This is a genomic window from Rhizobium leguminosarum, assembly GCF_010668065.1.
Taxonomy (GTDB): domain Bacteria; phylum Pseudomonadota; class Alphaproteobacteria; order Rhizobiales; family Rhizobiaceae; genus Rhizobium; species Rhizobium leguminosarum_S.
In genome coordinates this window covers 138520-152518 of the sequence record NZ_WUEN01000006.1, presented here as the reverse complement: position 1 = coordinate 152518, position 13999 = coordinate 138520, and the positions used below count along the sequence as shown (strand labels likewise).

The window sequence follows — 13999 nt, the reverse complement described above, 5'->3', positions numbered from 1 at the left end:
GATTTTCTCGGAGCGAGTTGCGATTTAACCAATCGTCACAATCATTCGACTGTGACTGACTTAGCTAGATTCCGCGGCTGGTCCACATCTGCCCCCATGACCACTGCCGTGTGATACGCAAGAAGCTGTAGCGGCAGAGAAAAGATCATCGGCGCGATAATCTCCTCGACATTGGGTAATACGATAGTGTGCATGGTGGGGAGTTTCGACATCGAAGCTCCCGTCTCGTCGGTGATCAGAATGATGCGGCCGCCGCGGGCGGCCACTTCCTGCATATTGGAGACAGTCTTATCGAAGAACCGATCATGTGGCGCGATGACGATGACTGGCATATTTTCATCGATCAGGGCGATCGGACCGTGTTTTAATTCTCCTGCTGCATAACCTTCAGCATGGATATAGGAGACCTCCTTGAGCTTCAGCGCACCTTCCATGGCTAATGGGAAACTCGTGCCGCGGCCGAGATAAATCACGTCGCGGTAATGCGACAATTCCCGTGACAAGAGCTCGATCTTCGGCTTGATGTGGTTCAGCACCTGTCGCATAACGCCCGGCAACGTCGCCAAACTTTGGACGAGCACTTGTTCCTCGTCGTCCGTGATTGTGCCCCGCGCCTTGCCCGCGCCGATGGCTAGCGCAGCGAGAACAGCAAGCTGGCATGTGAATGCCTTGGTAGAAGCAACGCCGATCTCTGGCCCGGCGAGGATCGGAAAGATGGCATCTGCTTCGCGGGCAATAGTTGATTCTGGGGTATTGACGACAGCACCAATTCTCAGACCTTGTGCTTTGCAATACCGGAGCGATGCAAGCGTGTCAGCCGTCTCACCAGATTGAGAGATGAAGAGCGCTGCCGACCGTGGCGACAATGGGATTTCTCGATAGCGGAATTCGGAGGCGACATCAATTTCTACCGTCAAGCGTGCGTAGCGCTCGAACCAATATTTTCCAATCAGTCCCGCAAGGTATGCGGTGCCGCAGGCAGAAATTGCGAGGCTCTCAACCCTGGCAAAACCGATGTCGGTTGAAATGGCTTTGACATGATTTTCGTTCACATTGATGTAGTGACCAAGAGCACCGGCGAGGACCTCGGGTTGCTCGTAGATTTCCTTCTCCATAAAGTGCCGGTGATTGCCCTTGCAGACCAGGTCGGCGGTAGCAATCGATCTGTGCCGCGGGCGCGTAACGACTTTGCCTTCGATATCGAAAACCTGGACACTCGTTTTGCCTACAACAGCCCAATCGCCATCGTTCAGATATGTGATGTCATTGGTGAACGGAGCAAGAGCGATCGCGTCGGAGCCTAGAAACATCTCACCATCGCCGTGGCCTATCACTAACGGTGGTCCATTGCGCGCCACCATAATGGTGGCGGGATCATCCTCAAACAGGATGGCAAGAGCGAAGGCGCCCTTGACGCACTTCAACATGGCATGCATTGCCTCAAGGCATCCCATGCCATCCCGACGGAATTTTGTCAGGAGATGTGCAATCACCTCGGTGTCCGTGTCGGTCGTAAACTTGACCCCTACTTCCGCCAATCCGTCCTTCAGCTCGGAAAAATTTTCGATGATGCCGTTATGAACAACGGCTACACCATCGGCAAAGTGCGGGTGAGCGTTGCATTCTGTCGGTGCGCCATGGGTCGCCCATCGTGTGTGCGCAATGCCGACGGTGCCGCTCAGGGGCTCTTTTTTCAATCTCGTTTTAAGGTTCACGAGCTTGCCTTCTGCACGGCGTCGGTGCAATTCTCCCTCGAAGATCGTAGCAACGCCGGCTGAATCATAGCCGCGATATTCCAGCCGCTCCAAGGCTTCGATCAGCCGCTCCGACACGGGCTTATGTCCCACTATGCCAACAATCCCACACATGCTCGTCACCCATGTCCCAATAGCCCCCGACCGGTAATCAGGAAGGCGGACGCCGCTCGGTGCGTGTCCTCCAGCGGGTGCTAATAAATCTAAACAGATTAGTAAAATTGATTGTTGCGATAGCTATCATCCACGTCATGGATGCGGCGTACTCATAGGTTCGATAAACGCTGCACGCAGCGAATGATGCCTTCTGCAAAGTGTCGACAGATAGGCTACGCCCTGATGATGGGCGTAGCCTCTGACAAAGATATTCCAGTCAACAGGGATTGGGATTTGCCGACGACATGCCGCGCGCGCATGTCCATTCGACACGACGAATTGTCTTTCATCGTGCCCACGGACTGAAAAAACAATTCGTTTTTCTACAGGTGAAGCGGTCTGCGTCTACGGGTTGACCCTAAGTCGTAATTGCCCCTTTGCCTGCAAACGTGATCACGAACCGGTCAGCTCGACTGCCCAGCCGCATTTGCAAAGAGATTTACGTCGGAGTGAAAGTGCCGACAGTTGGAACCGCAAGGGCCATGGCGGCCCAGAAGTTCCATTCGCACAAGCAAAGAAACTACCCCTTACGGCCGGATTTACCCCAACGCCTGCTTTTATGATTGCGTCGGGCGTCCACCAGGCTTGACACGAGCTGGATTTCCCATGGCCGTGCTTCCTGCAGGAACATCTCGCGTCACCACACTACCAGCGCCAATGACAGCGTGATCGCCAATCGTCACCCCCGGGAGAATGATTGCTCCACCGCCAATCCAGGCGTGCCTGCCAATGCTGACAGGTCGTCCCAACTGCAGTCCAGCCTGGCGCTGCTCTGGATCATGTGGATGGTCCGCGGTATAAATCTGCACAGCGGGGCCTATTGCGGTTCCGTCACCGATAGTCACCGCTGCCACGTCAAGAATGACGCAGTTGTAGTTGATGTAAACCCAAGCTCCGATCCGGATGTTAAACCCGTAATCACAGTGGAACGGCGGACGAATAACAGCTCCAAGCCCGACCGCGCCCAATCGTTCTAAAAGGAGCGCATTCCACCGCTCGGCGGTGTCGCCCAGCGTGTCATTGTACCGCTTCAGCCAAGCCCCGGTGAGGAGCAGCTCGGCTTCGATCTCGGGGTCCGCTGCGTTGTACATTTCGCCTGCCAGCATTTTTTCTTTTTGGCTGCGTGTCATCGTCTCTTCTCAGATCTTGTTCGTGGGATGACGGTACTTGAGTGCGCCTACTTCGCGATCAAGCTAGCTAGCACCTGGCACGATGGCGGGCGCAGGCGGAGGTGGAATTGATAGTAACACTCCTTGTTCGTGGCAGAAAAGGATGAGGCATCAACTTTAGTCGACCGGCGAGCCGAGTGAGAGCTCCGGCGACGAAAATAGTCAGGCACCAGCTCCCCGCGACGCGTGGTGAAAGCGGAGTAACGTGGCTGCGCGGAGGAACATCTTTCAGACGCGAGAGTATCTGGGGAATTGCAGCGAAACCTTGCTGACGGGAATCGGCGGCGCCTGCTTCAGGCATTTGAAGTGGCCCTACAAGGGGTCAATCGTGACGATCCCACTTCATTGCACCTGCTTGAACGCAAGGACAGCATTCATGCCGCCCATCGCGAAGGCGTTGCTCATGGCCACGCGCACCCTACGCTCCCGGAGCACATTTGGCGTAATGTCCAGGTCACAATCGGGATCCGGCTCGCGATAGTTGGCGGTCGGCGGCACGACATCTTCTTGGATCGCCATCACGCAAGCAATCATTTCTAGCGCACTTGCTGCCCCGAGGCAGTGCGCGTGAGTGGATTTGGTAGAAGAGATGGACATCGATCGAGCATGGTCACCAAAGACGCGCTTGATCGCCGTCGTTTCGATCTGATCGTTGGCCTTGGTGCCTGTGCCATGGGCGTTGAGGTAGTCTACATCCTCGGCATTTAAACCCGCATCAACAAGGCAGGCGCGCATCGCCGCCTCCGGCCCATGCACAGCTGGTGCAGCGATGTGGTAGGCATCGGCGGAAAGGCCGATGCCGGCGACCTCGGCAAGCATCGTTGCACCGCGGGCGGCGGCATGCTCATAGCTTTCCAGCACGGCCATGCCCGCACCCTCGCCCAAAACCAGTCCTTTCCTGTCGGCGGAGAATGGCCGGCAAGTATCTGGAGCGAGTACGCGCATTGCTTCCCATGCCTTAAGCACGATCCACACGAGTGGCGCGTCGCTTCCTCCAGCTAGCATAACGTCCGCCCTACCGAGCTTGATCTGATCTACCGCTGAAGCGATCGCATGGTTGGCCGAGGCGCAGGCAGAGGTGGCACCGAAGACTGGCCCCCGCAGCCCGAGGTTCATGCTTACCTGACAGGCAGCCGCGCTAGGCATTGCCTTTACCCCAGTGAATAGCTCAGTGCGGGTCGCGCCGCCCAATAGGAGGGTGCGGTAGGCCTTCTCGGTAGCGTCCCAGCCGCCAAAGCCAACGCCCACTGTCGCGCCGAAACGGTGGGCATTTCCTTCATTGCACGAAAGGCCGGCCTGTAGCATGGCTTCTTTAGCTGCAAGCACGGCAAGCAGGCTGAAGCGGTCCATGGAGATGAGCTGTTTGCGATCAATGTCGTGTTGAGGCAGCACCTTGATCTCGGTCCCGATCATCCCCTTCAGCTCATGAATCTCTGAGTTTGAGATCGGGCCGATGGCGGAGCGGCCTTCGCGCATCTCCGTCCAGATAGAGGAAGCATCGGTGCCTAGTCCGCACAGTCCGCCCAATCCGGTGATAACGACGCGCCTGTCCATTCAGACCTCCTTGGTGAGCAAGCCACGGACGGCTTCCACCACGTCGCCGATATTGTTGAGGTTCGACCAGGCATCGGCCGTATTCATCTCGATCTTAATGCCGTAGATTTGCTCCAGATCCCAAAGGACATCGGCCAAACCCAGCGAATCGATGCCAAGCGAAGTCAACTCAGTGTCAGTCGTTATTTCGCCGAGCGCTACGGTCGTTCTCTCGGCGTTTTCCGCTTTGACGAGCTTATTGATCGCACTGATAATTTCCAGTGTGAGTTGATCAGCCATTTGTATTCCTTTCCATCATGCCTAATTTCGACAAGCCGACGGCCTTGCGAGAAGGCTCGATCTAATTGCTGCTAACATCGGAAGATGTTCCGGCTCGTCTGCGAAGTGACGACAGAAAACGATAAACTTACCGGAACGTCACCGCGCGGTTGCCCTGCTATGGATCATGTGGAATGATTGGTAAAATTGATTGTGTGGATCAAAAGCATCCACGCTATGGATTGTGGCTCGGGCATTGCCGCAGCTGAATTCATGCGCCGGCGCAGTTGCAAACCCTCCAGGAAAAGCGTGATTACGCCGTTCGAAAGAATTGAGCTTTGGCCGCTTTCCCGGGCCGGCGCGTTGTCAGTGCGGCGCAGGAAGCATGTGCGGGAGGTCGGTGAAGTCGCCGCGACGTGATGCTGGTTTTCAGCAATGAGCCGAACATAAGTGACAGGAATAAAGTTCTGATCACTTTTGCATTAAGCCAGGGAAAGCAAACAAATGGCACCTTTTCAGGTAGAAACGATGGCTCTCGGCACAATGGCTTCGATCGCTAGATGAGCTGAGGCAGCGGGGCCCGCCTGTAACGTGATGCCTCGTTTGGGGACCGAATGCATAGGTTCCAATGATCAGCGCCCGTCTAACTACTGCGGCTGTGAAATGACCCCGGGGGGTCGCTTAAGACGTACAACTTTCGGTCTCGGATTCCATGCGCGAAGCCTCTTGGATCATAATCTCGCGCATCCATATGTTTCCAGGATCAGAGTTGTGAAGAGCCGGCCATTGGACAGCCTCAGTGAACGAAAGAAGTGGCAAAGGATGCTCAATAATCCGCAGGGGAATAGTTTGTTCGTAATGTTTGACCAGCCGCAGGGGGATGGTTGCTATTCGATTAGTGCCTGACAGCAACGGCGGGATCAAGTTAAACCCCGGGACGACGAGTTCAATACGCCTCTTGAGGCCGTGCTGCAGCAATAACCATTGCTCAACGGAAGGCTTAAGACCACGTCCGAACTTAGCCGCAACATGTCCCATGGACATATATTGCTCCAGGGAGAGCTTCCCTTGCAACTGCTCGTTCGTGGAGCAGCCGACGCACACCAGTCTCTCTTCGAAAAGCCTTGCCTTCGGATGGGCGCCAGACATGAATAGATCGGGTAGGATCAGAAAATCAACATCCCCGCGGCGGAGAAGCTCCTCGGGATCGTCGTCAAGTGGCAGCAACTCGAAGCTGACCCCTGGCGCCTCCCGAGCTAAGCGCACTATGATTTTTTCGAAGAAGACCAAGGCCATGAAATCTGAAAGGATAATTCTGAATCGGCGGTCGGACTCCGCAGGGTTTATTGGATCCCATGCGATGACGGAAAGCTGAATATGCAAGAGGGCCTCGCGAACAGCGGGGGCAAGTGCCTCTGCACGCGGGGTCGGAATTAGCTCCCGTCTCTGCATGATAAAAAGGTCGTCGCGGAAATAGTCGCGCAACCTAGAGATAGCAGCGCTCATCGCGGGTTGACTGAGGTTGATGCTGCGTGCCGCTGCTGTGAGCTTGCGCTCGGTCATTAGAGCGTCGAGCGCTACAAGAAGATTAAGATCGAGGCCTTTAAAACGCATAAGTTTATATCCATTCCATAGATGATTGCCATCCAAACAATCAATTTTACCAATCTTTCGGATCACTTATAGAAAAGCCGGAACTTGATCAATATCAAGGCCGCGAACGAAAAAACGAAATGCCGGGCAGGGGCCCGATTTGAATTCTTAATTCTCTTAACCGCTCGATTGTCAAACCGGCAATCCAATAGTGATGCGCAACAATCACGCGCACCTCTGATCGTGGCTGGGTGAAGAAACAATGTGGAGCTTTTTGCATGTCTTCTGAAGTGCGATGGAAAATATGCTGGGAAAATGAGCTGGAAGCCTCAGACCACGCGGAACTCGCTGAGTTTTTTTGCAAGACCTATGGGCCGACGGGAGCTTTCAATGCCAAGCCGTTCGAGACTGGGCGAAGCTGGGGTGGTGCGAGGCCCGAACGCCGCGCAATCGCATACGACTCTCGCGGCGTAGCTAGCCACATGGGCGTGTTACGACGTTTCATAAAGGTCGGCACGACTGATTTGCTTGTGGCCGAGCTAGGTCTGTACGGAGTGCGGCCTGATCTAGAGGGATTAGGCATCGCCCACTCGGTCCGCGCTATGTTTCCGGTTCTGCGCGAGTTGAGCGTTCCATTTGCCTTTGGAACAGTTCGCCACGCCATGCGGAATCATATGGAAAGATACTGCCGAGACGGTACCGCCAATATGATGACCGGGCTACGTGTGCGCTCAACGCTTCCAGACGCGCATTCCGACCTGCCAGCCACGCGCACTGAAGATGTCCTCGTTTTGGTAGTTCCCCTCGACCGTCCAATGACGGAGTGGCCTGCGGGCTCGTTGATTGAACGAAACGGGTCGGAACTATGAAGCGGCCTGCCTATATGAGCGAAGTATTGGTCAATCACACAAGCGGCCAGGAAGATCGCTGCGTTTACTTGACGTTCGATGATGGTCCTAATCCATTCTGCACGCCGCAAATCCTGGATGTTCTAGCTGAGCACCGCGTCCCGGCGACATTTTTTGCCATCGGTTCATACGTGAAGGATCACCCAGAACTCATCCGACGTATTGTGGCGGAAGGTCACGATGTCGCCAATCATACCATGACGCATCCCGATCTTGCCACCTGCGGTCCCGAGGATGTTAAACGTGAAATAGACGAGGCGCATCAAGCCATTGTCTCGGCCTGTCCCCAAGCCTTGGTCCGGCACTTACGAGCGCCTTACGGGGTTTGGACTGAAGACGTTCTTTCAGCATCGTTGAGGGCTGGACTTGGAGCCGTGCACTGGTCGGCCGACCCTAGAGATTGGTCTTGCCCGGGCGTCGACGTGATCGTTGATGAGGTGCTTGATGCTGCTCGGCCTGGGGCAATCGTGCTTTTGCACGACGGGTGTCCTCCCGATGAGGTTGAGCAATGCTCGCTTGCCGGACTGCGGGACCAGACGCTGTTAGCACTCTCTCGAATTATTCCGGCACTGCATAGCCGCGGATTCGAAATTCGTTCACTTCCCTGAAACACTGGACAAACGAGAAACCATGACCCTGCTCGCAACAACCAGCATCGCCGCCGTTTCACTTTATGCAATGCTCTCCACCGTTTACAAGAGCGCGCAGGTCTTTCATGCTCGGCGGACAACGATCCCAACAACACCTGCGAAAGACGTCGAAACCACCCGTCTACCAAGCGTTGATGTCATTGTGCCGTGCTTCAATGAGGACCCAATCGTTCTCTCCGAATGCCTCGCGTCTCTCGCGGAACAGGATTACGCTGGAAAATTGCGTTTTTATGTAGTCGACGACGGTTCCAAAAATCGCGACGCGGTGGAGGCTCAGCGCGCTGCCTATGCAGACGATGAAAGATTCAACTTCACAATTCTCGCTAAAAATGTTGGAAAGCGCAAAGCGCAAATCGCCGCTATAACCCAGTCCTCTGGGGACCTCATCTTGAATGTGGACTCAGACACGACGATCGCCCCCGACGTCGTTTCGAAGCTCTCCCACAAGATGCGCGATCCAACGGTCGGTGCGGTGATGGGCCAAATGAAAGCCAGTAACCAGGCGGACACCTGGCTAACTCGCTTGATTGACATGGAGTACTGGCTTGCCTGTAACGAGGAGCGCGCGGCACAAGCTCGCTTCGGTGCAGTTATGTGTTGCTGCGGCCCATGTGCGATGTACCGTCGGTCTGCTATGCTTTCGCTGCTCGATCAGTACGAGACGCAGCTTTATCGCGGCAAGCCGAGTGACTTCGGCGAAGATCGCCATTTGACGATTCTCATGCTGAGCGCAGGCTTTCGAACTGAGTATGTTCCGAGCGCCATCGCGGCGACAGTCGTTCCTGACACAATGGGTGTTTATTTGCGTCAACAACTACGGTGGGCACGCAGCACCTTTCGGGATACATTGCTTGCGCTCCCCATACTGCCTGGCCTCGATCGGTATCTCACTCTGGACGTAATCGGGCAAAATGGCGGCCTTCTGCTTCTTGCGCTGTCGGTATTGACGGGTATTGGCCAGTTTGCGCTGACCGCCACAGTACCATGGTGGACGATCCTGGTGATCGGATCCATGACTCTTGTACGATGCAGCGTGGCTGCCTATCGCGCCCGCGAACTTAGGTTTCTGGGTTTTGCTCTCCACACGCTCGTGAACATCTTTCTCTTAATTCCCTTGAAGGCCTATGCCCTTTGTACCTTGTCCAATAGCGACTGGCTGTCGCGCGGATCAGTCGCTACTGCGCCCACTGTTGGTCAGCAGGGCGCCACCAAAATGCCAGGGCGGGCGACATCTGAAATTGCCTATAGTGGCGAGTGATGAACGGGTCACCGCAGCTCAAAATTTGGGACAAGAAATGAACGGGCAATTGGCGAATTTGAAGACGACAATCGCTGATCCGCACCAGGATCATATCATCATATCGGAGCGGCAGGGCCGTTCGAAATTTAAGGCTATAGACTCGCCTTCTGGCTCGTTGTCCCCAGTCGCAATCGACCTGGCCGGCGTTTCGAAATCATATGGTGGTAAAGTCGTCGTCAATGACTTGTCGTTTACTATCGCCGCAGGAGAGTGTTTTGGTCTTTTAGGACCGAACGGCGCAGGTAAAAGTACGATCACCCGTATGATCCTAGGAATGACGTCGCCAAGTGCAGGCAAGATCACTGTACTCGGAGCGCAGGAGCCGGGCCAGGTTCGCTTGGCACGCGCGAAAATCGGGATCGTGTCACAGTTCGATAATCTCGACTTGGAATTCACGGTTCGCGAAAACCTTTTAGTATACGGCCGCTACTTCCGTATGAGCACCCGAGAAATCGAAGCGGTCATCCCGTCGCTGCTTGAATTTGCGAGACTTGAGAGCAAGGCGAATACGCGTGTGGCAGACCTATCTGGAGGGATGAAGCGGCGCCTCACTTTGGCGCGTGCGCTCATTAATGACCCGCAGCTACTCATTTTGGACGAGCCGACCACTGGTCTCGACCCACACGCGCGCCACTTGATCTGGGAACGACTTCGATCGCTATTGGCACGAGGTAAGACAATTCTTCTGACCACCCATATCATGGAAGAGGCTGAGCGGTTGTGCGACCGGCTGTGCGTGCTTGAAGCTGGGCAAAAGATCGCCGAAGGCCGACCGCATGCCCTGATCGAGGAGCAGATTGGCTGTCCCGTGATCGAAATTTATGGTGGCGATCCGCAGGAGCTTAGTCTTTTGATCAGGCCAAACGCTAGGCGACTGGAAATCAGCGGAGAGACCCTGTTCTGCTACACGCCTGATCCAGAGCAGGTGCGCGCGCAACTGCGTGGATATTCGGGCCTGCGCTTGCTGGAGCGTCCACCAAATCTAGAGGATGTCTTCTTGCGGTTAACCGGACGCGAGATGGAGAAGTAGACGATGAGCGTAGCAACATTACCCGCTGGCGGTTTGAACTGGCTCGCAGTTTGGCGCAGAAACTATCTGGCTTGGAAAAAAGCGGCGCTGGCATCCATTCTCGGAAATCTAGCCGATCCCATAATATACCTATTCGGGCTCGGCGCTGGATTGGGAGTGATGGTAGGGCACGTTGACGGCGTATCGTACACCGCATTTTTGGCGGCTGGAATGATCGCGACAAGCGCGATGACTGCTGCAACTTTCGAGACTATCTATGCGGCCTTTGGCCGAATGCAGGGCCAGCGCACCTGGGAAGCAATGTTGTACACACAGCTCAGGCTAGGGGATATCGTCGTTGGGGAAATGGCGTGGGCGGCAACTAAGGCGTCGCTCGCAGGCACCGGCATTGGTATCGTCGCCGCCATGTTGGGATACACTCACTGGCTGTCTCTTCTCTATGCTCTTCCGGTCATTGCCCTTACTGGCTTTGCCTTTGCGAGCCTTGGTATGGTGGTCACGGCCCTCGCGCCCAGCTACGATTATTTCATATTTTATCAAACGCTTGTCATCACACCGATGTTGTTCTTATCAGGCGCAGTCTTTCCCATCGACCAATTGCCTGTAGCATTCCAGCAGCTTGCGGCGTTCTTGCCCTTGGCACATGCGGTAGATGTTATCCGCCCGACGATGCTGGGCCAACCAATCACCAATGTCTGCCTGCACATCGGCGTTCTCTGCATCTACATAGTCGTACCATTCTTCTTGTCTACCGCATTGCTTCGGCGGCGACTGATGCGGTGAAGAATGCTGCTTAGCAAGTAAAAGGGCACATCGCGTCTCCGCGGCCATCACCGCTAACCATATTGGGGCAGCGACGACCCCCGGCTCCAGCGGCGTGATGCCGCCTCACCAATTTGCTACGGCTGCCACCGTCAGCACCTCACTACGATTGCGCGGCCTAATGCCAAGGTCAAACGACCATTTTTCCAGCCTCGGCCAGCATGGTCTGCGTGAGCCCAGCGATGCCGCCGATGACGACCGTGCTGCCGAGCCCCGTCAGCTGATCAATCAGGGTCGGCGATAGCCGTTGGTCTGTACGCGATCTTGCGGTTTCTAGGGACGACACAATCCTCGATGACATGACCCACAGAAACCTAGGCCGGAACCGCCACGTTATCGGCTAGAGAAAGCAACAGACAGTCTGGCAATTCCCCTAAGCCAGCCTTAATCTGATCAGTGACGAGATCCGCCACGTCACAAAACTGTTGGAGGGAACTCCGAAAAACTTTCGAGCAAGGTCAGGCCCAACAACTGAGCGAGCCATCTTCGGACGGTGTCTCGCCTCACTTTCAATTGCCTCTCGAATACCGTTACGGTCCCGTCAGAAAGCCACTCGGCTAAAATGGCGCAGGATAGAGGCGATACAGTCAACGACGAAGCACGCTGGGCCCAAGGCACGCTGGACAACGCGGCGCGTCTCTTGATCAACGACGCTATGACGGCGAGGAATATGTGGCTGCCGTCAAAGCTTGCGTCGACGCATTGAGCGGTAAGACTGCCCCGGAACAACTCCGGTAAGCGCTTCTGCATGTGGCCGATGAGGCGGGTATCGCAGCTCTCTCTCGTCCGGCAGGGAGTTAGAGCGCGACGACCGGATCTGCCCTCGAGCCCCAGGATAGTCCGAATCTCAAAGGCTACCCGCTTTCGACGTCACGTCTGCGCGGAGCGCCCGCCCCAGCTGGCCGGACACGGACGCGCCACTCCTTGCCATCAGGTTGCTTCGAGCACCATGTTGAGCGAGCTCTGGGCCGCGCGCCTGATATGGGTGAAGCCGCCGGACCGGATCACCTCGGTCAGCCGCCGTTCGCCTGCCTGCGCGCCTAGCGCCAGCCCTGTCTCCTGCGCAAGCGAGGTGGGAACGCAGATCATCGTCGACGCCGAGTAGTAGAGGCGCCCGACCGGATTGATGTTCTCCTCCAACGTATCTCCCGCGATCGGCTCGACGACCATCCACGTGCCGCCGTCCTTCAGCGCCTTTCTGATATGAGACGCCGCGGCTTTCGGGTCGCCCATGTCGTGCAGGCAGTCGAAGCAGGTGATCAAGTCGAAATCCCGGCCGTCGAAATCCTCCGCCCGGCCCACCTCGAACTGCACGTTCGTCAACCCGTGCGCCTCAGCGTGCGCTTTAGCAGCGGCAATCGAGCCTGGATGGAAGTCGTAGCCCACAAAGCGGGAATTGGGAAACGCCTGCGCCATCAGCACCGTCGATACACCGTGCCCGCATCCGACGTCGGCCACCGTTGCACCCGATTTCAACCTATCGGTGACACCGTCCAGCGCCGGCAGCCAGTCCTGCACAAGGGCATTGACGTAACCTGGGCGGAATAGGCGTGCGACGGCGCAGAACATGCAGCCGGCCTGATCGCCCCAGGCAACGCCTCGGCCGGTTTTGAAGGCGGCTTGCACCTTCAGTTGGTTTTCGACCATCGCAGCAGCGGTATCGAACGCGCCGATCAGATTGACCGGGCTGTCCGGCTCGGCAAACACGAAGGCCTGTTCGGGCGTCAGCGAGAACAATCCTCGCTCATGGTGCACATAACCTGAGGCAGCCTGTGCCGCCAGCCACTCGCGCACATAGCGAGGTGCGCATCCCGAGGCATCGGCAAGTTCGTCGGCCTTCACCGGCCCGATCTCCTTAAGTGTCCTGTATAGCCCGAGAGCATCTCCAATCCGTACCAGCGGCACGCTGACCGCTCCGCCAATATCGCCAAGGATGCGGTCCACGAGGTCCTTGAGCGTGGTTTCGTTGAGTTGCGTCATATCGGATTCCTCCTGATTTATGGGCGGCCTCCTGCCGATGACCGCCTTCAAGGGATCGTGAACTCGATGCCCTATATTCGGGGTGTATGCCCGCTTGCGCTTCGCATCCACGCACATCTATCAAGCCGCGCACACGCTAACTGGGTAGCCTCCTCGCGTCGACAGTAACGGGCAGCCGCCTGTTCTGCGATAGGTCGGGGAGGGCAATCCGCCATCCATTTTTCAGCAAAATGAAGCCGCCCCATAGGTTTTTGTGCTCAACCGAAATGATCGGTTCCTCGAGGTCTTTCTTGTGAATATAGACCGATAAGCCGACGTCAGTTCTGCTGATTGTCACTCTCATGCATGTCCCTTCTCGCTGCGGCGGCTTTGGAGCTCCGGAAGTCGAGCGTTATCAAAGCCTGTTAATTCAGTACGACATCTGCCCAGGCCGATATCTCCGTTATGGCTCTGTCTGAAATTTGGACGGCATCCGTTCCGGGGCCAACGTCGGCTACTCAGGTTGCGCGCATCGCTCACTGGATGGGATATTGGTGGTACGTGAATTTTTAACCTCATATTCGCCTAGGAGACCACTGGCCACTCGTCCCATTCTTTGCGCTTTAGTCTGGTGACGATCAGGCAGGGACGCAGGTCTTCGGCATCGGACACACCGAAGCGCATTGTTGCGTGTCGAACTCACCCCTGCACTCGGTACATTTTTTTGAATCCACAACATATCCCTCACCTTTGAAACTGATCGCATCTGAGGGACATTCAAATTCGCAAGCGCCGCACTGGGTGCATTGGGATATAATGATCTTGAAGGCCATGTTTTAGCTCCTG

General features: G+C 55.9%; 13 protein-coding genes and 1 pseudogene. 6 read left to right on the top strand and 8 right to left on the bottom strand.

The features are described from left to right. Window positions 1-41: 41 nt before the first annotated feature. From glmS to nodD1, 5 genes are all read right to left on the bottom strand, one after another. Window positions 42-1868 (bottom strand): glutamine--fructose-6-phosphate transaminase (isomerizing), encoded by a 1827-nt coding sequence (gene glmS / locus GR198_RS18765; RefSeq protein WP_164069371.1) that lies wholly within the window; start codon window positions 1866-1868, stop codon window positions 42-44. 599 nt (window positions 1869-2467) lie between these two features. After that, window positions 2468-3040 carry a nodulation O-acetyltransferase NodL gene (gene nodL / locus GR198_RS18760; RefSeq protein ID WP_164069370.1) on the bottom strand — a complete coding sequence of 191 codons (573 nt, stop codon included), beginning with the start codon at window positions 3038-3040 and terminating at the stop codon, window positions 2468-2470. A 381-nt stretch (window positions 3041-3421) separates the two neighbouring features. Then, the gene (locus GR198_RS18755) at window positions 3422-4633 is read right to left on the bottom strand and encodes a beta-ketoacyl-[acyl-carrier-protein] synthase family protein (protein ID WP_018068346.1); all 1212 of its coding nucleotides are present in this window, start codon (window positions 4631-4633) and stop codon (window positions 3422-3424) included. Next, window positions 4634-4912 carry an acyl carrier protein gene (locus GR198_RS18750; RefSeq protein WP_018068347.1) on the bottom strand — a complete coding sequence of 93 codons (279 nt, stop codon included), beginning with the start codon at window positions 4910-4912 and terminating at the stop codon, window positions 4634-4636. Window positions 4913-5572: 660 nt separating this feature from the next. Beyond that, window positions 5573-6505: a transcriptional regulator NodD1 gene (nodD1, locus tag GR198_RS18745; protein ID WP_018484279.1), complete on the bottom strand. Its 933-nt coding sequence runs from the start codon at window positions 6503-6505 to the stop codon at window positions 5573-5575. Window positions 6506-6762: 257 nt separating this feature from the next. On the opposite strand from nodD1, the gene GR198_RS18740 reads away from it, so the two are divergent. From GR198_RS18740 to GR198_RS35885, 6 genes and pseudogenes are all read left to right on the top strand, one after another. Next, entirely contained in the window at window positions 6763-7353 is a 591-nt protein-coding gene (locus GR198_RS18740; protein ID WP_018068349.1) for a NodA family N-acyltransferase, read from the top strand. Then, on the top strand, window positions 7350-8000 hold the full coding sequence (gene nodB, locus GR198_RS18735; RefSeq protein ID WP_131599290.1) for a chitooligosaccharide deacetylase NodB: 651 nt from the start codon (window positions 7350-7352) through the stop codon (window positions 7998-8000). Before GR198_RS18740 ends, nodB begins: the two co-directional genes overlap by 4 nt. Before the next feature lie 22 nt (window positions 8001-8022). Then, window positions 8023-9300, top strand: coding sequence for a chitooligosaccharide synthase NodC (nodC, locus tag GR198_RS18730; protein WP_131599292.1), 1278 nt, complete (start codon window positions 8023-8025; stop codon window positions 9298-9300). 37 nt (window positions 9301-9337) lie between these two features. Continuing rightward, complete coding sequence (nodI, locus tag GR198_RS18725) at window positions 9338-10372, top strand: nodulation factor ABC transporter ATP-binding protein NodI (protein WP_131602520.1); 1035 nt, start codon at window positions 9338-9340, stop codon at window positions 10370-10372. A 3-nt stretch (window positions 10373-10375) separates the two neighbouring features. Beyond that, window positions 10376-11155, top strand: a complete 780-nt coding sequence (locus tag GR198_RS18720; RefSeq protein WP_018517100.1) for an ABC transporter permease — start codon at window positions 10376-10378, stop codon at window positions 11153-11155. Window positions 11156-11810: 655 nt separating this feature from the next. Beyond that, window positions 11811-12032, top strand: a pseudogene (locus tag GR198_RS35885) (DUF982 domain-containing protein); the annotation flags it as partial. 92 nt (window positions 12033-12124) lie between these two features. Here GR198_RS35885 and GR198_RS18710 read toward each other — a convergent pair. The 3 genes from GR198_RS18710 to GR198_RS18700 all read right to left on the bottom strand — a co-directional run bounded on the left by GR198_RS18710 (window position 12125) and on the right by GR198_RS18700 (window position 13986). Further along, window positions 12125-13174 carry a class I SAM-dependent methyltransferase gene (locus GR198_RS18710; RefSeq protein ID WP_131714150.1) on the bottom strand — a complete coding sequence of 350 codons (1050 nt, stop codon included), beginning with the start codon at window positions 13172-13174 and terminating at the stop codon, window positions 12125-12127. A 136-nt stretch (window positions 13175-13310) separates the two neighbouring features. Next, complete coding sequence (nifT, locus tag GR198_RS18705) at window positions 13311-13517, bottom strand: putative nitrogen fixation protein NifT (RefSeq protein WP_027667872.1); 207 nt, start codon at window positions 13515-13517, stop codon at window positions 13311-13313. 274 nt (window positions 13518-13791) lie between these two features. Beyond that, window positions 13792-13986: a 4Fe-4S dicluster domain-containing protein gene (locus tag GR198_RS18700; RefSeq protein ID WP_018484288.1), complete on the bottom strand. Its 195-nt coding sequence runs from the start codon at window positions 13984-13986 to the stop codon at window positions 13792-13794. Between the last annotated feature and the right edge of the window lie 13 nt (window positions 13987-13999).

Coding starts and splice junctions, on each gene's coding strand:
- glmS (WP_164069371.1), bottom strand. CDS start 1,868: ATGTGTGGGATTGTTGGCATAGTGGGACATAAGCCCGTGTCGGAGCGG.
- nodL (WP_164069370.1), bottom strand. CDS start 3,040: ATGACACGCAGCCAAAAAGAAAAAATGCTGGCAGGCGAAATGTACAAC.
- GR198_RS18755 (WP_018068346.1), bottom strand. CDS start 4,633: ATGGACAGGCGCGTCGTTATCACCGGATTGGGCGGACTGTGCGGACTA.
- GR198_RS18750 (WP_018068347.1), bottom strand. CDS start 4,912: ATGGCTGATCAACTCACACTGGAAATTATCAGTGCGATCAATAAGCTC.
- nodD1 (WP_018484279.1), bottom strand. CDS start 6,505: ATGCGTTTTAAAGGCCTCGATCTTAATCTTCTTGTAGCGCTCGACGCT.
- GR198_RS18740 (WP_018068349.1), top strand. CDS start 6,763: ATGTCTTCTGAAGTGCGATGGAAAATATGCTGGGAAAATGAGCTGGAA.
- nodB (WP_131599290.1), top strand. CDS start 7,350: ATGAAGCGGCCTGCCTATATGAGCGAAGTATTGGTCAATCACACAAGC.
- nodC (WP_131599292.1), top strand. CDS start 8,023: ATGACCCTGCTCGCAACAACCAGCATCGCCGCCGTTTCACTTTATGCA.
- nodI (WP_131602520.1), top strand. CDS start 9,338: ATGAACGGGCAATTGGCGAATTTGAAGACGACAATCGCTGATCCGCAC.
- GR198_RS18720 (WP_018517100.1), top strand. CDS start 10,376: ATGAGCGTAGCAACATTACCCGCTGGCGGTTTGAACTGGCTCGCAGTT.
- GR198_RS18710 (WP_131714150.1), bottom strand. CDS start 13,174: ATGACGCAACTCAACGAAACCACGCTCAAGGACCTCGTGGACCGCATC.
- nifT (WP_027667872.1), bottom strand. CDS start 13,517: ATGAGAGTGACAATCAGCAGAACTGACGTCGGCTTATCGGTCTATATT.
- GR198_RS18700 (WP_018484288.1), bottom strand. CDS start 13,986: ATGGCCTTCAAGATCATTATATCCCAATGCACCCAGTGCGGCGCTTGC.